Source organism: Mucilaginibacter limnophilus (assembly GCF_004005815.1).
GTDB classification, from domain to species: Bacteria; Bacteroidota; Bacteroidia; order Sphingobacteriales; family Sphingobacteriaceae; genus Mucilaginibacter; species Mucilaginibacter limnophilus.
The window spans coordinates 632,547-655,251 of sequence record NZ_SACK01000001.1 but is presented as its reverse complement, the minus strand read 5'-3'; the positions used below and the strand labels follow the sequence as shown (position 1 = coordinate 655,251).

Sequence of the window (22,705 nt, the reverse complement as noted above, 5' to 3'; positions counted from 1 at the left end):
ATACGGAAGTTTTAGATGCTCTCTTTGAATTTTAGTCTCAAAAAAAACGCTTTTAATGCTGTATAAAGGGCTTTTTCAACTAAAATCAAAAATGATTCGATAAATTTCCGTTGTTTTATTATAAATCAACATCTTATATGGGTCTAGCTCTATATGGAAGATTCTAGCTCACATGGCAACAAATTTATCAATCCCTTAAACACAACTTCTGGGTAAATTTGTGAAGAATAGCCTGTCAGACCCGGCAGATTATTCACCCCTAAGCTGTAATTAAGTTTCCCAACATTATATATATTCAATAATTTAATGAAACGGCTGCCTGGTTGTTAAAAAAATTAAAACGGCATGCTCTTAACGATGCATACCATAAAAGGACCGCAGATAGTCGATAACAATATCAAGTTGCTGATTGTGCTTGCTGTTATCCCACCAATGCTCCGGCTCAAAGTAACCTTGCGCTAAAGCGATTTCTGAGGCGGCCAATCGACGGAAGCCCATTGACCAGTTTCCAAAGCTTCGTACGGCGATACTGGCCTTTCTAACCAAGGTTACATGGTAATGGCGGGTATCCTGCTTAATCCTTTCGTACAGGCGCTCAACAGGTGCTGGCTCACCTTCCAGCACCTGCATAAAGCGGCACAAAGACGACTCCTGACGTTCATTACAAAGATACAGCAATAGACCGGTGATCTCTGCTGCATTGTTCTTAATGCGGGATTTCTCCAACAGATCGTCCAGCTCCGCCATGGTATAAGGGCGAACCGCCTTACTCACATAAAGCAGGCTAAGGAGCTTGTTGTTGGTATTACTGTTCATATCATAATTATGCGGCTCGTAGTAATTGACCTAAGGGTTGAATATGCAACAGTGAAACGAACGGTGATGTTGTTTAGTTTGAAAACCCCTTACTTCTTCGTCGCTTATCTTGCGTTTATTGAATCGGGATTTGTGCACTAAATTTTTCCAGAACACCTATTAACGCTGGCAGGCTAATCGGCTTCGACAGGTAACCATCCATCCCTGCTTGTACACATGCCTCTTTATCCTCACTCAAAACATTGGCTGTCATCGCAATCACGAATGGATTGGAACCATAACGACTCCGCACCAGCCGTGTAGCTTCAAGTCCGTCCATTTGCGGCATTTGAATATCCATTAAAATCAGATCAAATTTATTTTCCGCAACCATATACAGAACCTCTTTTCCGTCATTAGCCAATTCCGGCAGGTAACCAAGTTTATGGAGGATCCTCATAATCAGCTTCTGATTCATCGGGTTATCTTCAGCAACTAATAACTTCATAGGATGCTTCTCGGCAAACTGCACAGATAATAGTGACTCCTTTTTTTTTCGTTGTTCGGGCTGTTGATTATTTAGCGCTTTTTTGACTACTTCAACCAAATGAACCTGCTTAACCGGTTTCACGAGTATTGCATTAAATAAGTCTGCATGTTGCTTAACACTTTCGTTACCTAAAGAGCTGAGCAGTACAACGGGCAAAGAAGGATGTTCATGTTTAATCGATTTGGTTACCGTAATCCCGTCAAGATCCGGCAGCTGCATATCAGTGATAACAAGATCAATAGGATTGTTGCGAAATGCCTCAATTGCCTCCCCGCCTGTCCCTACAGCCATAACATTAAGTTGACATTTTTCCAGTTGTACCTTTAAAACCTGCAAGCTGGTAGCATGATGGTCACAAATTAACACGGTTTTTCCCTCACAGATTGCGTCCGGCAGTAAAGACTGAAGACTTGTTCCTTGAGCACTTATAATATAAGGAATATCAAAAGAAAATGTACTTCCTTCATTAGCTACACTTTTAACTGTAATGTGCCCCCCCATCAACTTCACTAAACGGTCGCTGATGACGAGCCCAAGGCCCGTGCCGCCATATTTGCGTGTTACCGTTGAATCCAATTGGTTAAACGCTTTAAAAAGATGATGAAATTGCTCCGGAGATATGCCGATCCCGGTGTCCTTCACCGCAAATTCCAGCCAGGCCTGGTCATATTTTATTATACGGGTAATCTTCAGGAATATTTCGCCCTCACGTGTGAATTTGACGGCGTTACCGACCAAGTTGATCAGTATCTGTTTGAGCCTGGAACTGTCAGCATGTACGTAAGGCGAAATATCATCCGCTATTTGATACACAAGGTCAATATCTGCTTTACCTGCTTTTGCGGCAAACATGTCAAATACATCTTCAATACATTTCCTCAACTCAAAATCATGTGGATCCAATTCCAACTTTCCAGATTCTATTTTGGAAAAATCTAAAATATCATTGATGACAGTCAGCAAAGATTCGCCACTCGTCAGTATCGCATCTGTGTATTCCTGCTGCTCCGGTGTAAGGTTCGTATCAGCCAACAAGGAGGCCATCCCGATTACACCGTTCATGGGTGTGCGTATTTCATGGCTCATGGTAGCAAGAAAAGTACTTTTAGCCTTGTTAGCTTCATCCGCGGCCATTTTTGCTTTTTCGGCCTCCAGTCTGGCAGCTTCTTCCTGTTCTTTCTGCAGCAAGAGCTGCTCTGACTGGGCTTGTAGCTCTTCCGACAATGCCTGTGATTCCTCCGCCTGTTGCTGCAAGTCTAAGGCTTGACTTTGAAGCTGTTCTGTCCTTTGCTTTACCTGTAACTCCAGTTGGGTTCGCTGTTGTTTTATATAATTGAAACGAAGCGTAGAAATTCCATATATCAAACCGGTTCCAATCAATAATAAGGAAGTCCGGAACCACCAGGTCATCCAGTACGGCGGGATGATAATGATATCTAACCTTGTACCTTTATTGTTCCAAACGTCGTCATTATTGGCTCCTTTTACTATAAACGTGTACTTACCGGGTTCAAGATTCGTGTAGGTAACATTGCGCTTTGTCCCATTGTGCTGCCACTCAGTGTCAAAGCCAACAAGCTTGTACATATATTCGTTTTCCTCGGGAACCGAAAAGTCCAGTGCTGCAAATTCTATAGAAAAGACAGATTGCTTGTATGATAATGTGATTTCTTTCGCACTTGATATATGCTGTTTTAGGGGGGAGCCGGGTGTACCTGCCTCCACAGGCCGGTTAAAGATGCTGAATCCGGTGATCACTACCCTGGGTGCATGTTTATTAAAGCGCAATTCAGTTGGAGCTATAACGTTATACCCATTGATACTCCCAAACACAATTTTTCCATCGTGAAGTCGTGTGCCGCTTCCAAAATTAAACTCGGCGGTTTTAAGCCCGTTTCGCTCATCAAAATTTCGGCTGGCGCGGGTGTTTGGGTCGAAACGTGTGATGCCTTTCAATGTACTGAGCCATATAAAACCGTGTTCATCGCCTGTGATGTAATTGACGGTATTGTTCACAAGGCCGTTTTCCTCGGTATATGTCCAGATTTTACCTGTCCGCTGATCTAAACAATTTAAACCACCTTCCATTGTTCCAATCCACATATGGCCGGCTTTATCGTCATAGAAGCAACTGATAATATCATTGTTTAGCCCGCTGTTATTCGTGTTGATATAGGAAAAGCGTTGCGTTTTAGGATGGTAGATGCTTATTCCATTAGAATAACCGCCTAACCAAATATCTCCTTTCTTGTCCTGGTAAAGGGCTTGTATGGAATTATCACTTACACTAATTCCTGGTTTGCCGCCTTTTAAAAACCTTTGGAACCGGCCGGTTTTGGCATTGAATACGTTAACCCCACCATGGTCGGTTCCGACCCATATATTACCCTGCCGGTCTTCCAGTAAAGCATATATGGAATTACTGCTCAAGTTCGCTGGGGTTTTGCCGTACACAAAATGCTTAAAGCCACCTTTTTTTATATTATACCTGTCCAATCCGGCACTGAACGAACCAACCCAAACGAAAGCATTAGCTTTATCTACTAACACGGCCGATGTGTAATCGGACGCAAGGCTCCGGTTATCCGTATTTGAATGTACATAACGCGTGAAGGCATTCGTTTGACTGTTATGAAACAGCAGTCCGGCGTCCGTACCTACGTATAAGTTACCGCTCATATCGGCAGAGATGCCCCGAATATTTTCTTTGGCGGACGGGTGGTTCTTTTGCTCAAAATTATAGGCGGGAAATATGTTAAGGTTTTTGTCGTATTTCAATAACCCGTGACTGGACGTGCCTATCCATAATGTTTTTTTCGAATCGTAAAGCAAAGAGTAAATACCATCGTTCGGCATTTCGCTGTTCTCAGTAGTATTAATTGGTAAAAATGTTTCCCGTGCGATATCAAACAATTCAAGGGTTTTATTTGTCCCTAACCACAATTGGCCTTGCTTATCTGTAGTAATGGCATACACAGGCCTACGTTCTATAGCCATTTTGCTCTGTAAATATGGTTTTGAAAAAGTGCCTGTCTTAGTATCGAAACGAATAAGGCCTAATGAAGTAGCTAACCATAATTGCTTCTTTTCGTCCTCGGTAATAGCATTCACTGAGCCTTTTGGAGGTGTATTGTAATGTATAAAAACGTTTCTCTTCGAATCGTAAAGATCAAGCCCCCTGGAGGTGCCAATCCATATTCTCTGATGACTATCTTCAAAAACTACATTGATAACCGAATTATTGATACTATTAAAATTTTGTGGATCATGAAAAAAGCGCCGGAATTGGTGTGTCTTTTTATTAAAAATGTTTAACCCATTTTCTGTACCAACCCAAACTTCATCCTTACGATCGACGAGAATAGCAGTAATATTGTTATTGCTGATAGAACCAGGTGCCTTCACATCATGGACATAATTTGTAAAACAATCTTTGAACGGATCGTACATACTTAGTCCGCCAACGCGGGTACCCACCCAGATATTACCCTTGTTATCTTCTGATATGGCGAGGACATTATTAGCAGGTAAACTGTGCGGATCTTTAAATTTGTGTTTATAATAGGTATATTGAATGCCATCGTATTTATTTAAACCATCCTGCGTGCCGAACCACATAAAACCTTGAGCGCTTTTTAGCATGCATTGAACAGAATTTTGAGATAAACTATTTGTGCTGTATACCTTGAAGATTTCTGCGCCTATATTTTGCGCGGTAATCGTTACGGTCGAAATGCACATAAGAATCACCAGTAACAGAAGTGTTTTAAAAGGATGCATAGAAACTTGGTCAGCTGACGTGTACGTACTGGCGTTGAAATGGTTTAAAATAATGAACTAGTTTTTACAAGTGACGGCATCAATTTATTGTTAAAGATAAGCGAGTTAATGTGAAATTGAACTAACTGCTTTTAAATAACCGCATATTTTATTAATAAACTTCCCGTCACCTTATTGAAGTTCAGCGTTTAAGCAATTAAACGCATTGAAATTTCAATATCTTCTAATGGTTGGAAATTTATGCTCTTCGGTGTACTTGATAGGACTTCTATCGAAACGCCCTTCCTGATAACAGGAGGGCGTTTCTATTTACTATCGTTTTTGCAACGGTAAATAATTGAACTTTTACTTACATAATTGTTTATATTCGGAAGTTATGGAAGCTTAATATGGCAGATACAAAAAAGAGGAAGATTGACATCTCTAGCCTAAAATCTTATACAAAACACGTTTGGACCGAGGATTATTTTTCAGAAACAATTGATGAAAAGTATGGAGTTTATGTATATAATATTGATGAGTGGAGAATGATGTGTTACGCTGGTCTTATTGCTATATACACTAAAAAAGATAACCTAAAACCACTTGTTAACTCTGCTATAACTTGGATTTGGTATGACACAGAAAAAACTTATGACTATGCCCCGCTTTCAGATTGTTTAATCTTCAGAAAACCTGCGTATAAAGAAAAATCATCGAAACCAGATTTCCCTTTTATTTTATTGAAACCTACTGAGCAACTTTTTGGGTTTTTAGAATGGAATTTTACATCAATCTATTATGGATTTGAAGAAATAGAAAAAGGTAAATTGGTAGTGAAAGAAATTTATCCAAAAGATTTAAATAATTTATCCGTCCCAAAAAGAACAAGTGAAATAATCGACTTAGATACAATTGTTTGGTTCGATATTAAGAATCTTGATAAAGCATTAGAAATATATCATAGAGAAACAAAATAATTTTAAAAGTATTGTTATTGAAGTATACATTGATTTTATATTGCATAAGGAGCGGTTAGCATTATGCATGAAAAAAGACATTTGTAAAACTTGTACGTTGACTTTAAAATATACCGTTTCTGTTCCGTTAAACCCAAAATAATTTTTAGGTGATTAACAAAATGTATTGATATCTGTAACTCTTCGTGTACAAAGCCTATTCAGATACGAAGAGGCTTTTGTTTTTTATGGTGCGGCGACCTATTAACCGTTAATTTCAAGTTTATAGCCCTTTCCACGTACAACAGCAATTCTTATACGTGGGTCACACTCCAATTTTTTCCGGAGTTTTGATATGAACATATCCAGACTGCGTCCCACAATTATGCCTTCATCTTCCCATATCTCTTTTTGCAGCCGGCTTCTCTCTACGGTCTTGTTAGGTGAAAGCGCGAAAATGAGCAATAACCGCGATTCGGTTCCGGTGAGGTCTATGTTTTTTCCATCTACTACCAGTTTCCGGTTGTTCGCATCAAATAACACGGAGCCCAAAGTTAACATGTCAGTACTTCTGGCATCCGCTGAAGTTCTTCGGGGCTTGATCGATCTTAAACATATAAAACCAACAAATGCTAAAAATGGCAGGCTGCCCAGAAGAAGTCCATTTTTAGCTGTAATTATACCGGCTGGTTTAAATTTAATGTTGATCATATAAGATGCTTTCGGCTGCTTCCTTCCTTTACAGGCTACAATATCATCTTTTTTGTTCCCGGATATAGCAAACCCATAAGCCACACTGGTATCGTCACGGTTTACAACATTAACAATATAATCACGTGTAAGCGGGTCTTTGGCCAACAAACGCCGGGTAGTATTTACCAGGGAGTCCGGTTGAAAAGTAAGGTTATTTTCAAACCTGATCTGATATTCATCTTTTGCGATCTTTTTTACAGGAAGCACCCTCGATGTCCTGTCGCCCGATTGTAACAGCACTTCATGCCCTACCCTGCGGAGCAAAACCTCTCTCCGGGCAATATCGAAGTCGTCACTATCTGCCAAACCGAAAGCAACGCTTATCACAGCGATAAACGAGAGTACTATCAATCCGAACAGATACCTGCGATATCCGGAAAGCAGATTTCGGCTATCAACCATAGTGTCAAGTTTTTATTTACAAAGTTTACATTTTTATTTACAATCTAAGTTCTTCAGGCTGAAATATATGAAAGTAGTTTTGCTAATAATTTTAAACGGAGATAAAACTATGTTATTTATTAAACCTACAAAAAATATGAAAAAAATGACTTATGCGCTGATCTTACCGCTGGTTGTGGTAAGCGGACTTGTATTTGCTAACCATGAAACGATAAATGATCCTTCCAAAAAATCAACCTCAAAGCCACTCTCTGCTTCTGAAAGGAAAACTGCACGGAAAAAATGGGAGGCTACCCCTGATGGTATAAAGTACATGGAATGGAAAGCGTCTCCAGAAGGCAAAAAAGTATTTGCCGGTGCTGCTAAAATAAGGAAACACATTAGGGATTATTCCGATATGGAAGCTATTATAACCTCTCTCTCCCTTCCGCCGGGATCAAGGTTAGGTTTCGGAATGATGGTAAAGATCAATGACGAAGATTATATACTTAGTTTTGGGCTTGAAAACTCTGATAAAAATTATTTGAACTTTAACTTTAACAATGAATTTGAGGAATTGCGTAATCTGAAAGTAAACGACAAAATAATTATAAGAAGCCATAACGTATCGCACTCGCCCAAGTATGCATATCCAATAATATCAGGCGACTATGTAGAACTCGATAGTAAAATAATTTATAAACGTGCCCCTCGCAAAGGCGGTTGTTAAGTAAATAAATTTACTTGACTACGTTTAATGTGACATTATAAATGCAATAACGTGGTGTTTGCAAACTTGCATCTCAGATTAAACAAAGCTCTCTTATTTTAAGGGAGCTTTTTTATGTCTGACACACATGTTGTTATTCGCGGCAATTATTTAAAAGGATAAAATACAACATGCTGCCAATAACCGTCAACATAACGCCATAGTTCAAAGCCAGTTGCCTTGACTCTGAAAGGTTTAAATGACAAAGTTAAACCATTAAAAAGCTGCTTTGCCGTTTCAGCCGGTACCTTATTTTGAATGGTAATGTGCGGCCGAAAACCTTGTTTATCCTGCTGAATAAGATGTTCTAACAAATCATGCTTAAGCTTGTTGTGTAACGCATTCAATGCCAAGCTTTCAATTTTGTAGGCTACGCCTGCCCCTAAAAACAGCAGCCCGGTTACATCGCATTTAAATTGCTCCTGTTTAATATTACCTACAACCTGCATCGTGCCGGCCGTATCCGGCAGCTGGTGAAATAGTGTCAGATGCGCATTCAGAAAGTTTCGTTCGGGCGGAAAATACCGCTTTCTTTGTTCATCAAAAAAAGTCTGGCTTAATGAGTCAAGCTTCAAAGTCAGGATGAGGGCTGGCATTTACCCCACTGCTTTGTTTAACGCAACAATGGCTGGTTTAAAGTCTTCACGCGCAACTACAAGTTGAATATTAACCCTGCCGCTTGCAATGCCGGCAGCAATTATATTAATTTCGGCTTTGGCAAGCGCTGCCGTTACTGAGGCCAACAGACCCGGCTGATCCATATTGCTGCCAAGCAGGCATACCATAGCAATTGGCCGGTATGTTACACGCTCAAAAGAGGCGCTTAGTTCTTCTATCAGCTTTTTATCAAAATCGCTTTCCCATATTACAATACTAATGCTATTGGCGCTGGTGCTTTTAAAAGTGTAACTAACGCCATGCGCTGCAAAGCATTGCATAATTTTCAGGTCAGAGCCTACGTTGCCGGTCATCAGCGGATCGTATATATCAATAAGCAATTGCTGGTCGGTACCTGTAATTACTTCTATACGTTTTAGTTTGGAAATATAATCACGCGTAATTAATGTACCGGGGTGTTCAGGCTCGAAGGTATTTTTTATGCGTAAATGTACACCGGCCATTTCTAAAGGTTTTGAGGCCTTGGGATGAATAGCTTCCATACCTACATCGGCAAGCTGGTCGGCTATATCATAATTGGTGTTACCAACAGGTTTAACATTTTCAATACCAACAATACCTGGATCAGCAGTTGATAAGTGATATTCTTTATGAATAATTGCTTCTTGCGGTTTTAGTATCTCAGCAATCTTGCTAAAGGTTACTTCAGAATAGCCCCGGTCAAATTCACGCATGATTCCTTCTTTACCTTTGGCATACCCTGTAACGATGCAAACATTGTTTTCAAGATCAATACCTGCAAAAGCATTCTGAATACGTTCGTTAATGGTAAGTACGCGGCTATCATGCAATCCGGCCAGATTAATCAATTGTGTATTGATGTCCTTGTTTTTCAATAAAGTTGCAAGAACGTAAGCTGAATGGCTTTCACCTATAGAGGCAAGTATCTCGCGGGCAGCCAGCAAAATGCCTTCATTAAGATATCCCGAGGCAAGCATCGTGGTAGCGCTGTCAAGATATTTAATTACCTGTTCCATTTCGGCATCAACCACCTCATCAGCATCTTTTAAATTCAACCCGAGAACAGCATATTTATTATTAAGTTGTTTAAGATAAGCAGCCACATCAAGCAGTGCACTTCTGTAATCATTACCTTGCGCCAGTTTTTGGTAAACGCCGGGGGCCTTGGTCTTTTTATTTTCCAGCAACAGGTTGGTTACACCCGAAAAAGCAGATACAACGTAAATACGACCATATATGTGTCCGGGTTTATATAGTATAATATTATCAATTACCTCTTTCAGCGCACTCATAGAAGTGCCGCCAATCTTTTCAACAGTTAGCATGCTTCAAAAATAACAATTCCTGCTAAGGACGCCGGAATTTTGATCCAGAAACTTGTACTGTGATTTTTAAACCGGGAAAATTACTTAACATCACTTACAAAAACTTATATGTTGTACGATGATTAAAACTATGCCTATGAGCAATAATTTTTTATTAGTCGGAAAATTTGGAATGATGATTGAATAGAAACAATAAACAGCTAAAACCATGAAAAATCCATTTAAAAAAAACGACAACAGCAACGGTCTGTTAATTGCGGGCATAATCGGCGGCGCTATAGCCGCAGGAATAATAACCGCACTGATAATTAACCATAAACGTGAACTTGCTGATGCTGCTGCCGAGGCTAAAGAACATGCAACAGATTATTTAAAAGCTAAAAGTAAACAGCTAAAAAAACATAAAAGTGATGTTAACGATTTGGCAGACATCATTTCGCATTCATGAACAGCATTTGGCAGGCGCTAAATGTCAATATAACAAAGCCTCTAACAAGTTTGGTGGAGGCTTCTTTGTTGTATTAGTTTTTTAAGGTAAATATCTTGGTACGATGATGGCTATGGTTTTGGCATGTTGCATGAGAAAACAATTGACCACTTACTAACCATACATGAAATATATCATGAGCCGGATGTTTACGAGTATGCGCGCGGAAGCGAAATATTATCAAAATATCCGGATGCAAAACTTATTGAGGTAAAAAGCCACAACCAAATTCCCGAACTGTTTGGATTTGCCGGCGCCGTTGAAAACTGGTTGTGGAATAAGAAAAACGTACTGATATTAGGCACAAAACACAGTTTGAGCGCCCGGCCCAATACCAGAAGTTCGCACTGGGTAGCGCCTTCCCAATCAAACGGATGTACCATGTCGTGCTCGTACTGTTATGTACCACGCAGGAAAGGTTATGCTAATCCGATCACCATTTTTGTAAACATCGAACGGATTATGGGTTACCTTGAACGGCATGCAGGGAGACAGGGTAAAAAATTAATTCATGATCAGATTGACCCTGAATACTGGGTGTATGAAATAGGTGAAAATGGGGACTGTTCGGCTGATGCAGCGATATGTGATAATGTAAAGGATTTGGTGCACTTGTTTAGACGCTTGCCTAACGCAAAACTAACGTTTGCTACCAAATTTGTGAACCGCGAACTGCTTGACTATAATCCGCAACATAAAACACGGATACGTTTTAGTTTAATGCCCCACCAGATGTCAAAACTTGTAGATGTTAGAACAACCCCCATCAGCGACCGCATTGCGGTAATGAATGAATTCAGGGATGCAGGTTACGAGGTAAATGTATCATTTGCGCCGGTGATTTATTATGATGGCTGGCTTGACGACTGGCGCACGTTGTTAGAGGAGTTGAACGATACATTAGACGAGCCTACTAAACGACAGTTGGCTACTGAAATTATATTCCTGACACATAACCAGCAGTTACATGATGTGAATATGGACTGGCATCCGAAAGCTGAAGAAGTGCTTTGGCGGCCTGATATTCAGCAAGTAAAATACAGTCAAACCGGGCAACGCAATGTTCGTTACAAAAACAATTTGAAGCGCGAACTCGTAAACGAGCTGGTAAACCTTTGCACTGAGCTTATACCATATTGTGCAATACGTTATGCTTTCTAAATTTAATTGCAGCACAAAAAAGGAGGCTTTCGCCTCCTTTTTATTTACTTTTCTTTTTGCGGGGATTTGGCCCTGCTTTCTTTTCCATGTTTTTCAGCGTCTTTTCTTTAAATTCGTTTAACGCGTCAGCCATGCTTTGCAGTTCCGGATCAAGCCCCGGCGCAAACTCTTCCGGACGCTCAGGTGCAACCGGAATTGGATATGATTCTTCAGGTTCTTTTTTAGTAATTAGTTCTGTACCATCATTTGCAGGCGCACCGCCGCTGAATATTTGCTCCATTAATGAAGAATCGAGCCTGAAGTGATATTGCTCACGGTGAATACCCGCATCAAGTAATTTTTTTACTTCCGGATATTGGGAAGAATCAAACTTCGGAATAGGTAAAGCTTTAGCCCAGTCAATGCCTAATGTCTCAAGCGCTTTGGCAAATGCCATCTGGTGAGCTTCGTCACGAACAATCAGAAATGCAATAGTTGCCCTGAGTGTTTTATTTTCAGACATTTGGTAGATACGTGATTTTTGTACGCGGCCGGTGGCTTCAAGGACGAGGTTATCCATCAGATCGAGCACAAGGTTACCATGGTTATGCACATATGAGCCGCTCCATGGGTTACCGGCAGCATCAACAGGAAGCGCACCCTGCGCACCAACAATAAAATGGTGTGGATTTTTGGCTAATTTACCTACATCAAGTGTAGCCTCACCGCCTTTACCGGGTGTGTCAAATTTATCGCCGTTATAACCTGGTGCACCATCAAGCAATTGTGAAATCGTTTTTGTTATCAGCTCCACATGACTGATCTCCTCAATACCAATACCCTGAATAAGATCGAGATATGGGATACCATCACCACGAAAGTTGAAACTTTGAAACAAGAATTGCATCATTGTCCGCATTTCGCCGAACTGGCCACCTAAACCTTCCTGAAGTGCGTTTGCCGCTGCCGGATCCGGTTCGTCTACGACGATTGGATTAATTAATCGTTGAACATGGTAGAACATAATACTTGTAATTTTATCGGTAAAAAAAATTAATTTGTAACTAATTCATTTAACCATAATTACAATAATTTGTTTTCAGTTAGCATATAAGCGCAGTTGTTTCTTTCTACTTTTACGCAGGATGAACAAACCCATATCAACAGAATATTTTGATGTGCACTGCAAATACCGCACTGCTGTATGCAATAGAATACGAATTAACCTTACAATTAACCGGAACTTAAGCTAAATGCTGAATGGCACGTTTTTAGAAAGCATTTAAACATGATGAAATTTTCTGAAAACGCTACAGTGGTGTACACTACCCCTGAAGGTCAAAAAATAGACACATTTGTTGTATTTGGCACTGACGAAAAAACCGGTTTAACACACATTAACCACGAAAATTTACACGTACCTGCTGACTCTTTAACTTTACACCCGAAAACTGTAGGAAAATATCACATGCCCCTCAATGATGCTTTCAGTTTTGAAATGTTAAATAAATTAAAAGCAAAGTATGCTGAGATAGATGCACAGCCTAAAACCGTATCTCTTAAAAACAAACAAAAAACACATACTATGCCGGTACTTGCAAAGGCTTCTTAACAAAGTTATCACAAGGCCAAAAATTCAAATTACCGGCAGGTATTACATGCAAAAATGGCAGAATTGCCGTGGTAGGCTTTTGAGATATCATCATAAAAGTTTATAACAATAAACTGCTGTATTGCAACTTTTTCTATAACCTCATTTAACGGCTTAAGCGCGGACGTTTACCTTTGCGTTTTTCATTATTAAAGCCCTGATTTTTCGGTTTAAAACCTGCAGGCTTTTTTAACTGCGGTGCCGGTTGTACAACAGGCTGTTGTGCAAAACGAACGCTGATTGTGCGCTCATCAATCTGCCCGCCATCTAAAGCTGCAATAGCTGCGTCTGCACCCACCCTGTCTGCCATGGTTACAAATGCATAGCCTTTACCTATTCCGGTATCAATATCTGTTACAACCGTTGTATGTTGTACTTGCCCGTAATCTGCAAAAATATCCCCAAGTTCGGCGCTATCCATATCGCGCGGAATCCCAACCACAAATAATTTACTCATAAAAATTGAAGTATGCTGTATACATCTAAAAGTGTGCCATATACACTAAGGCTATACGAAAATACTTTGCAAAAATAACAGTTGCTTCTGAACTTACTGTACGTTCATTGTAATCATTTTTGGCTACAACAAAGATAGATTCGGCTACTTAACGCAGCCGCCTGATGGAGAACTTTGTAATATCAAACAGATACGCATATGAACATCGTAATTACAGGATCATTAGGGAACATCAGCAAACCGCTAACACAACAGCTTGTAAAAGCCGGCCACCAGGTTACCGTTATAAGCAGCACATCAGAAAGGCAGGCACAAATTGAAGCCAACGGTGCAAAAGCGGCTATCGGCACTATGCAGGATGTTGATTTTCTAACCAACACTTTTACAGGTGCAGACGCGGTTTACCTTATGGAATCGCTTGGCCACGACTTTTTCTTTAACAAGGAAATTGATGCAAACGCCGAGCTTATTAAAATAGGAGAAAACTACAAGCAAGCCGTTGAACAATCGGGCGTAAAGCGTATTGTACACTTAAGCAGTATAGGTGCTCATACCAATCAGGGCAACGGCATATTAGCATTTCATCACGACATAGAACAAATATTGAAGCAACTGCCTGACGATGTTGCTATTACTACCCTGCGCCCCGTAGGCTTTTACTACAATATGTTCAGTTTTATTCCGCTGATTAAAAATATGGGCGTAATCGCCAGCAATTATACAACTACCTATAAAGAGCCATGGGTATCGCCGCTTGACATTGCCGACGTTGCCGCCGTAGAGTTAACCACTGCATTTGCAGGCAGGAAAGTACGCTATATAGCCAGTGATGAACTCACCAGCGATGAGGTTGCAACCATATTAGGTGAAGCCATTGGTAAACCAGATTTGCAATGGATTGTCATCACAGACGAGCAACAACTTGACGGTATGCTTAAAGCCGGCATGAATATACAAACTGCTAAAGGTTTGGTGGAAATGAACACTGCCCGTGGTACCGGTGAACTATTTGAAGATTATTTTAAAAACAAGCCGGCTTTAGGCAAAGTAAAATTAACCGACTTTGCAAAAGATTTTACAGCAGCATATCATCAAAAACAATAAACAGAATTAACTTTTATAATAAAATGAACTTATCAAACAACAAAATACTAATTACTGGCGGTGCAAGCGGCATTGGCCTCGGGTTAACTGAAAGATTTATTAAAGGAGGCAACACTGTAATTATATGCGGAAGACGTCAGGATGTGCTTGACGAGGCCGCAGCTAAATTTCCAGGTGTAATTACCCGGCAATGTGATCTTTCTGTAGAAAGCGAGCGAATTGATTTGTACAACTGGATAGCACAAAACCATAGCGACCTTAACGTACTGGTTAACAATGCCGGTGTTCAAAACTGGATGACGGTAAATGACACTGCCTTTTTTGAAAAGGCAAAACAGGAAGCAGAGATTAATATACTGGCTCCGCTGCATCTTACACAACTATTTGTGCAACTAAAGTCACTTACAACTATCATGAACGTCACTTCCGGACTGGCCTTTGTACCTTTTTCAAAAGTTGGTGTTTATAGTGCTACCAAGGCCTTCTTCCGCTCTTTCACATTATCGTTACGTCATCAATTGAAAGATAGCGGTGTAGAGGTAATTGAGATCATCCCTCCTGCACTTAATACTGATTTGGGTGGAAAAGGCCTGCATAATGCAGCTCCTCCTGTTAGCGATTTTATTGAATCGATATTTGAACAGTTGAAAAATGGCAGTAATGAACTTACATTTGGTACCAGTGCGGAAAGAGCCGAAGCGAATAACAGCACCATTGCCGAATACTTTAGCAAATTGAACCCAAGTTAACCAATGAAAAACACGCCACCGGCATACATTAAAACGATTACTGAATTCCATAAATTCAGAAGGCTTCCGCCTCCACAGCATCCGCTTATCAGTGTAATTGATTACGCATCAGTAAACCACAGGGCCGAGGATAATGGCATTAGCTGGACGCTGGATTTTTATTCGATATCTATGAAACGGATGGCATCAGGTAAAAAGCTGCGCTACGGACAGCAGGAATACGACTTTAACGAGGGCGTGTTGTTTTTTTTAGCGCCTCATCAGGTATTCAGCGTATCCGTTGATACAACCGTTAGTGCCGACAGTTCAGGATGGATTTTGCTTATCCATCCTGACTTTATCTGGAACACCCCGCTTGCTAAAAGCATCGGTCAATACGATTATTTTGACTATGCTGTTAGCGAAGCGCTTTTTTTATCTGAAAAAGAAGAAATCACAGTAAACGGCATTGTAGAAAATATAAAGCAGGAGCTTGATGCCAATATCGACCGTTTTAGTCAAAACATCATCATCTCGCATATTGAGACACTGCTTAATTATTCCGAACGGTTTTACGAACGCCAATTTATTACCCGGAAAATAAGTAACCACCAGGTGCTGGCTCGCCTTGAAGATTTGTTATCAACTTATTTTGATGATGACAATCTTTCTATAAAAGGCTTGCCGACGGTGCAATATATTGCTGATAACCTTAACGTTTCGCCAAATTATCTGAGTCGCCTGCTTAAAACGCTCACGGGTCAAAGCACCCAGCAGTTTATTCACGACAAACTGATTGCCAGGGCGAAAGAACAACTGTCAACCACCAATTTGACGGTTAACGAAATTGCTTATGCACTCGGCTTTGAACACCCGCAGTCGTTTAGCAAGCTGTTTAAAAGTAAAACACAGCTTTCGCCTCTGGAATTCAGGCAATCATTCAATTAAACGGTTTTAATATCGATAAGCGGCAGTGTTACTTCAAAATAACCGTTTTCTTCCGCGTTATTAATAATTACCAAAGGAAATCCTATAAGTTCAAACTTTCTTTTGAGGTGTGATAATCCGTGGCCGGTTTTAATTGCACCCTCTTTTATTTGAATATTGTTTTTAACGGTTATAACGTGTTGGTTTGCATCAATAGATATATTGATGTAAAGCGGTTCGGCGGTGCTTATGCGGTTATGTTTTATAGCGTTTTCCAAAAGCACCTGCAGGCTTAAAGGCGGAATACTGTATCTGTCAAGATCGGCTATGGTATGCACATCAAGATACAGCCCATCCTCATACCGTGTTTTAAGCAGGAAAAAATAGGTTTGCGCGAAATCCAGCTCATCGCTCAAGTTAACCAGGTTACTGCTGTTAGCCTCGAGAAAATAGCGGTACATGTGGGCGAGTTCGAGCGTAAACTTCTTAGCGCGATTGGTATCAAACTCAATAAGTGCCACCAATGTATTCAGCGAGTTAAACAGGAAGTGAGGCTGTATTTGCACCTTAAGTGAGTCGAACTGCATCTCAAGATTCAGCCGCTTAAGGTCTTCCGCTTCACTTAATGATTTAACCCATTGCTGAAAAAAGTAAACGCCCTCGTACACAAAGGCCTGCACCAGGATGAACAAGAGAACAATACCCGCTGTCCAGGTATAGTATGACACGTAGTTCATTGCATAACCCCAAACCTTGTATTCAATTTCAATATAAACTTTTAGATAGGCCAGCAGCAAACCATAAGGTATAAGCACCAACATGGCATATTTAAACCGCTTGCCTGAATAGCGGATATCGGGAAACCGGCTGCGCAGCTTGAGTATCAGCCAGCGTGTAGGTTCCCAAAATGCAATTGTAAAGGGAACTGTAGCGATAAAAATTTTCAGGAAAAGATGATCAGCTTTGGTAGGCGAAAACAACATCTCCATCATAAAAAACACGAAGAAGAAGGCCATGGCCACCAGCGAACCGTAAACGCGCAGTTTTTTTTCCGGGAACGTCATCAGGGGTATTATCAGAATATAAACATAACTGAAAATTATAGTTATCGGGTAAAACTGATATCGAAATGCTGATAATTCATCCTGAAACGATAAAAATTATATTATAAATGTAGCGTAACGAAATCATCTGCCGTAAGGTCTAAACTAACTATCACATTATAAACACGCTTAATGAAGGTTGTAATTATTGAAGACGAATTGCTGGCCACGCAATACCTAACCAAATTACTAAACGATACCGGAGAGATCATTGACATTTTAGCTACGCTTGACAGCAAGGCCGCCGCCATTAGCTTTTTTGAAACGGCTGCCATAATGCCCGACCTCATATTTATGGACATTGAACTTGGCGACGGTAAAAGCTTTGATATTATAGATAAACTCAACCTTGAAATACCTATTATTTTTATTACTGCATACCAGGAGCATACCTTAAAAGCATTCAAGCTGAACAGCATTGATTACCTGCTCAAACCCATTAATGCTGACGAGCTTACTGCCGCTTTACTAAAATTTAAAAAGCATCATCTTAATGGGCATACCGGCAATATTTCAAACCTGCTCCGCTCGATAAAGCACAATACACCAACCTATCGTAACCGTTACCTTGCTAAGTTGGGAACCCGGCTTATTTCAGTTGATGCAAGCATGATAGCCTATTTCTACGTACATGAGCGCTTTCAGTACATTAAAACTACTGATGGTAAAGACTACATTATTGATAAGCGCATGGACGCCATTGAAACCGATATCGATCCGACACAGTTCTTCCGTGTAAACCGCCAGTTTCTGCTCAGCTACTCATCCATAAAAAAAGTACATACCTGGTTTGGCGGCAAGCTAAAAATTGAGGTAGAACCATCTGCCCATGCAGAAATAGTTGTAGGGCGGCTGCGTGTTAACGAGTTTAAAAAGTGGCTTGGCGAATAAATACTTCCGCAGCCTTATATGTCATTTCAGCATGTCAAATAAGCACTTTGGTATTAGTTATAACGCGCGAGACTTGTAGTTATATCAATTTTATACCTATTAACTGACTTGCTACAACAACACGAAGGATACCGCAGGGTAATGCCGTCAGGTAATATCATCCATCAAAATCTCTAATTAACTTATATGCACTCAAAACGTTTACTTTTTGTTTTACTGCTTTTTGGCTTTCAGGGATACGCCCAGGTAAAGGTTACGTTTAACGTAAATACCAAAGCCGAAAGAAAAAAAATCAGTCCGCTGATATATGGCACTAATGATAATTACAAGTATGCTGCTGCCAAACGTTTAGGCGGAAACCGTATTACTAATTACAATTGGGAAAACAACGCCTCAAATGCAGGGCGCGACTGGTTTCACGAAAGTGACAACTATGTGCCCTGGGAACAAGGGGTAGATGAGGGCGACTACAATGTACCGGGGGCTGCAATTAAAGCGTTCCATACGCGCTCTTTGCAGCAAAATGCTTTTTCACTGATCACCCTGCCAATGGCTAAATATGTGGCTGCGGATAAAAATGGAGCTGTGAGTGGGGCGCAGACCGCACCGTCAAACAGGTGGGCGAAAGTGAAATATCAAAAACCTGGTGCATTTAGTCTTACACCTGATCTTACAGATAGCACCGTTTATAATGATGAGGAAATTAACTTCCTTATTCACCATTTTGGAAAAAGCAATACTTCTACCGGTGTAAAAGCTTACGCGCTTGATAACGAGCCCGGGCTTTGGTTTGATTCACATTCGCGTATGTGGGGACCGTCGCACGTTCCGGTTACTTACTTACTTGATAACTCTGTAGCACTGGCTACCCGTATAAAACAAATGGACCCAACCGCACAGGTTTTCGGCCCGGCATCATGGGGAGTTTCAGAGTTTGAGACCCTTCAGGAAGCTCCTGACTGGGCGGATGTACATGGCGACTACCCTACTTTTATTGACTATTACCTTGCAAAAATGGAAGAACGCGGCGGCTCAACCCGCCTGCTTGATGTACTTGACGTGCACTGGTATCCGCAAGGCCGTAACGACGGTTTAAGCCCATTTGATAACAGCCCTGATTATGCCACCAGCGCCGCACGTATGGAAATGACCCGCTCATTGTGGGATACCACTTACCGCGAAAACACCTGGATAGGTACCGACGGCTGGAAGGTGGAGCAGTTTCTGCCATTCATCCCGAAAATGAAGAAACACATTGACACCTATTACCCGGGTACCAAACTGGCCATTACCGAGTACAGTTACATGGGTACCGGACATCCTTCGGGCGGTATTGCGCAGGCCGACGCGCTGGGCACTTTCGGTAAACTGGACCTTTATTTAGCTACCTATTGGGGCGCTGTTATCGACTATATAAAATCAGGGTTTGATTTATACCGGAACTACGATGGCAAGGGCGGGCAATTTGGTGATATTTCGGTTAGCTCATCTACTAACGATATCGAAAACTCATCAGTTTATGCGTCGATAGAATCGGCTAATGAAAGCCGCACGCACATCATCGCCATGAACAAAAATCAGGATGGGCCTATCGTTGCCACAATTAACATCAATGGCGATAAAGTGTACAAAAGCGCACGTGTTTGGGCTTTCGACCGCAGCAGCTCTACCGTACGTCAAATACGCAACATCAGGGTGATTGAAAACAACAAGTTTGAATACACCATTCCGCCGTTAACAGCTTGCCATATCGTACTAACTGAAGAAGACCTTTCTGTTTTCCCGGATTTTGACGCGGTTAAGGTAACACCACAGGCTGGCTGGTCAGACGGTACAGCTTCATTTGATATCATCGCAACTATTTATGATGGTGATAAAGATATCCGCAAGGTAACAGCCGACCTTACACCTGTTGGTGGTCCGGCCGCAGCGCCGCTTAAAGTGATCAGCAACGTTCGGGGCGAATATAAGCTGCATTTCGACTTGCCTACTACCGCTGTTTCGGGTTTGAAGCTGATTAAAATAACCGCCGTCGATGCAAAAAATCACAGCGGCGAGAGTTCCGTACAATATCGTGTTATCAAGAAAACAGAATCATCACTGGTATGGGATGCCGATTCCGTAAAGCGTGGCGTTGGTGAACATTTCTTTGATCCGGCAGACAGTATTGCCAGCCAGAAAGCTAAAATACAGCGCATAACAACGGGCGGTAATAATCAGCCGGGCAGCCTGTTTATGCATTTTGAACACGCGGCTAACAAGTATAACATGATGACCTGGCGGATATCTGAAAACAGCAACCCTGCTGATGGCCGTGACATTAGCGACTATGGCTATATCGAGTTTTATATCCGCTCGAACGCGCCTGCCGGCTCAGATATCGAATTTAATATACGTGATGCTTCTGCCGAACTGGCCACATCCAGCAGCGTACTTTTAAAACGCGATGGTTACTTATCAGCTTTCAGTCCTACGTCATACAGCCGGGTACGCATACCTATCTCAGCGCTTACGGCAGGATCAGAAGTTCATCTCGACCAGGTATGGCAATTTAATTTTGCAGCCAACACCGCTTCAAAAGGTTTTGATGTGTGGGTGGATGATATCAGGGTACTGCCCTACTCAAATCAGTACAAAGCGCCTGTGGTTTCATATATTTCACAAACACGCACGTCAGGTTATGCCGACAAGTCGACCGCAGTTACTGTATCAGCTACGGTTAAAGATCCGGATAATGACCTAAAATCAGTAACCATCGACCTTTCAGAAGTTAATGGCCCTAACAACCAGCCTATGACGCTGACATCAGCTAACCGCTATCAATGGACCTTCAAAGTACCTGAAAGCGTAGCATATGGTATCAAAAAATTAAAGATCAATGCCAAAGATGCGCTCGAAAATGAGGGCATCGGATATGTTACTTACAAAGTTGAACAAGTAGCCAGTAACCTGCTTATTTGGGACGGCGACACCAAAAATACCGGCGCACAAATACAGGTGAACCCTGCAACCACTACAAAAGTAAATGCAACCGGCGGTAATGCTCAGCCGATAAGTTTAGATATACATCTTGACAAGGGTGGAGAAGATTTTACAGCGGCGGCATGGGATTGGAACGAGGATACTTATAATACTGAGTTAGCCGATTTGAGCGACAAACGTTACCTGAACTTCTATCTGAAAATGTTAACACCAGTCTCGGATGACTTTGATATGGAAGTTTTTGTGAAAGACCGCTTTGGTAACGATCCACCGGGAGTTAAGCTTAAAGCCAACGGCTATGTAACATCATACACCGGCGATTATCAACTGGTAAAAGTACCACTTACTGAATTATTTGGTGATAATGCCAATATCGATAAGGCGCAAATGACACGTGTTGGCTGGCTGAGTAACCAGTTAAGCGGAGTAGTTGATTTTAAGGTAGATGAAATACATGCATCAGGCAGTTTGGTACATGATGTGAAGATCAAATATTCAAACCCGGGTTGCGGCACTAAAGGTACTATAACGGTTGATACTGTTTATGACGCTGCCGGTCCGTTTGCTTATTATATTGATGGAGCAGTAAACCCAAGCGGCATGAGGAACAAAAAGTTTGGCGGCCTAAACGCCGGAAAACATATTGTGCGCGTTACAGGGCCAAACGGATTTGTTTACATGGAAGAAGTTACACTTAAGGATGTAGAATTAACTTCCACACAAATTGTAACTCCCGGTAATGCGGAAGTAATTGTGAAAGGCGGCAGCGGCAACTATACTTATGCCTGGAGCAATGGCAACAAAACGCAAAAGCTAATCAATGTTGCGGCTGGAACTTACACGGTTAAGGTAACTGACAAGTCGAACGGATGTAAGCTTAACGTTACGGTCACTGTTCCGCCCGCAACACTTAGTGAAACAAAAGCTACACTGTCAGCCAATAAAGCCGTTAACACAAACACATTGAATGTTTACCCTAACCCGGTAAAGGGCAACGGTACGCTTAATTTACACTACGAGTTTAATGATGCGGCTAAACGTCAGATTACGCTGCGCGATTTTTATGGCAAGTTGCTTTACAGTACATATATAACTGAGGCAACCGGCAATTTAAGTATATCCTTACCTGCATTACGCGGCGGTATTTATATAATAAGAAACGAAGGAAAAGACCCTGCGTCATTAAAAGTATTGATACAGGAATAAGCCTTGTTTTAGTGATTGTGGATTGAAGCCTCCTTTCGGTTGAAGGGGGGCTTTTTTGTGTATTTATGATTTGCATATTTAGTAAGTATTATTTGGAAT

At 41.2% G+C, this 22,705-nt stretch carries 18 protein-coding genes; 10 read left to right on the top strand and 8 right to left on the bottom strand.

Features of this window, described 5'->3' with window-relative positions:
* Positions 1-351: 351 nt before the first annotated feature.
* Positions 352-816, bottom strand: coding sequence for a BLUF domain-containing protein (locus EOD41_RS02840; protein ID WP_127703259.1), 465 nt, complete (start codon positions 814-816; stop codon positions 352-354).
* Between the two features lie 115 nt (positions 817-931).
* Complete coding sequence (locus EOD41_RS02835) at positions 932-5,125, bottom strand: hybrid sensor histidine kinase/response regulator (RefSeq protein ID WP_127703258.1); 4,194 nt, start codon at positions 5,123-5,125, stop codon at positions 932-934.
* Positions 5,126-5,514: 389 nt separating this feature from the next.
* Here EOD41_RS02835 and EOD41_RS02830 point away from each other — a divergent pair, with 389 nt between their 5' ends.
* Entirely contained in the window at positions 5,515-6,084 is a 570-nt protein-coding gene (locus EOD41_RS02830) for a hypothetical protein (RefSeq protein WP_127703257.1), read from the top strand.
* Positions 6,085-6,327: 243 nt separating this feature from the next.
* Here the strand turns inward: EOD41_RS02830 and EOD41_RS02825 are convergent, their stop codons facing one another.
* Complete coding sequence (locus EOD41_RS02825) at positions 6,328-7,218, bottom strand: winged helix-turn-helix domain-containing protein (RefSeq protein WP_127703256.1); 891 nt, start codon at positions 7,216-7,218, stop codon at positions 6,328-6,330.
* A gap of 136 nt (positions 7,219-7,354) precedes the next feature.
* Between EOD41_RS02825 and EOD41_RS02820 the strand changes: the two genes are divergently transcribed.
* Positions 7,355-7,927 (top strand): hypothetical protein, encoded by a 573-nt coding sequence (locus tag EOD41_RS02820; protein ID WP_127703255.1) that lies wholly within the window; start codon positions 7,355-7,357, stop codon positions 7,925-7,927.
* A 146-nt stretch (positions 7,928-8,073) separates the two neighbouring features.
* Here the strand turns inward: EOD41_RS02820 and EOD41_RS02815 are convergent, their stop codons facing one another.
* Together EOD41_RS02815 and EOD41_RS02810 are read right to left on the bottom strand one after the other, a co-directional pair.
* A complete protein-coding gene (locus EOD41_RS02815; protein ID WP_127703254.1) occupies positions 8,074-8,562 on the bottom strand; it encodes a 2'-5' RNA ligase family protein in 489 nt (162 codons plus the stop codon).
* The gene (locus tag EOD41_RS02810) at positions 8,563-9,930 is read right to left on the bottom strand and encodes an aspartate kinase (RefSeq protein ID WP_127703253.1); all 1,368 of its coding nucleotides are present in this window, start codon (positions 9,928-9,930) and stop codon (positions 8,563-8,565) included.
* 208 nt (positions 9,931-10,138) lie between these two features.
* On the opposite strand from EOD41_RS02810, the gene EOD41_RS02805 reads away from it, so the two are divergent.
* Both EOD41_RS02805 and EOD41_RS02800 read left to right on the top strand, forming a co-directional pair.
* Positions 10,139-10,378 carry a hypothetical protein gene (locus tag EOD41_RS02805; RefSeq protein ID WP_127703252.1) on the top strand — a complete coding sequence of 80 codons (240 nt, stop codon included), beginning with the start codon at positions 10,139-10,141 and terminating at the stop codon, positions 10,376-10,378.
* Between the two features lie 123 nt (positions 10,379-10,501).
* Positions 10,502-11,578: a spore photoproduct lyase family protein gene (locus EOD41_RS02800; RefSeq protein WP_127703251.1), complete on the top strand. Its 1,077-nt coding sequence runs from the start codon at positions 10,502-10,504 to the stop codon at positions 11,576-11,578.
* A 40-nt stretch (positions 11,579-11,618) separates the two neighbouring features.
* On the opposite strand, the gene EOD41_RS02795 is transcribed toward EOD41_RS02800, so the two are convergent.
* Positions 11,619-12,581, bottom strand: a complete 963-nt coding sequence (locus EOD41_RS02795) for a manganese catalase family protein (RefSeq protein ID WP_127703250.1) — start codon at positions 12,579-12,581, stop codon at positions 11,619-11,621.
* A gap of 267 nt (positions 12,582-12,848) precedes the next feature.
* On the opposite strand from EOD41_RS02795, the gene EOD41_RS02790 reads away from it, so the two are divergent.
* Positions 12,849-13,169, top strand: coding sequence for a hypothetical protein (locus tag EOD41_RS02790; RefSeq protein ID WP_127703249.1), 321 nt, complete (start codon positions 12,849-12,851; stop codon positions 13,167-13,169).
* A 145-nt stretch (positions 13,170-13,314) separates the two neighbouring features.
* Here the strand turns inward: EOD41_RS02790 and EOD41_RS02785 are convergent, their stop codons facing one another.
* Complete coding sequence (locus EOD41_RS02785) at positions 13,315-13,665, bottom strand: RNA recognition motif domain-containing protein (protein ID WP_127703248.1); 351 nt, start codon at positions 13,663-13,665, stop codon at positions 13,315-13,317.
* A 198-nt stretch (positions 13,666-13,863) separates the two neighbouring features.
* Between EOD41_RS02785 and EOD41_RS02780 the strand changes: the two genes are divergently transcribed.
* The 3 genes from EOD41_RS02780 to EOD41_RS02770 are packed head-to-tail and all read left to right on the top strand — an operon-like array spanning position 13,864 to position 16,445.
* A complete protein-coding gene (locus EOD41_RS02780; RefSeq protein WP_127703247.1) occupies positions 13,864-14,769 on the top strand; it encodes an NmrA family NAD(P)-binding protein in 906 nt (301 codons plus the stop codon).
* A 23-nt stretch (positions 14,770-14,792) separates the two neighbouring features.
* Entirely contained in the window at positions 14,793-15,518 is a 726-nt protein-coding gene (locus EOD41_RS02775; protein WP_127703246.1) for an SDR family oxidoreductase, read from the top strand.
* Between the two features lie 3 nt (positions 15,519-15,521).
* Entirely contained in the window at positions 15,522-16,445 is a 924-nt protein-coding gene (locus EOD41_RS02770) for a helix-turn-helix domain-containing protein (RefSeq protein ID WP_127703245.1), read from the top strand.
* On the opposite strand, the gene EOD41_RS02765 is transcribed toward EOD41_RS02770, so the two are convergent.
* A complete protein-coding gene (locus tag EOD41_RS02765; RefSeq protein WP_127703244.1) occupies positions 16,442-17,488 on the bottom strand; it encodes a sensor histidine kinase in 1,047 nt (348 codons plus the stop codon). The genes EOD41_RS02770 and EOD41_RS02765 overlap by 4 nt on opposite strands.
* Before the next feature lie 171 nt (positions 17,489-17,659).
* On the opposite strand from EOD41_RS02765, the gene EOD41_RS02760 reads away from it, so the two are divergent.
* Together EOD41_RS02760 and EOD41_RS02755 are read left to right on the top strand one after the other, a co-directional pair.
* Entirely contained in the window at positions 17,660-18,418 is a 759-nt protein-coding gene (locus EOD41_RS02760) for a LytR/AlgR family response regulator transcription factor (protein ID WP_127703243.1), read from the top strand.
* Positions 18,419-18,604: 186 nt separating this feature from the next.
* Positions 18,605-22,606 carry a glycoside hydrolase family 44 protein gene (locus tag EOD41_RS02755; protein ID WP_127703242.1) on the top strand — a complete coding sequence of 1,334 codons (4,002 nt, stop codon included), beginning with the start codon at positions 18,605-18,607 and terminating at the stop codon, positions 22,604-22,606.
* Positions 22,607-22,705: the final 99 nt, after the last annotated feature.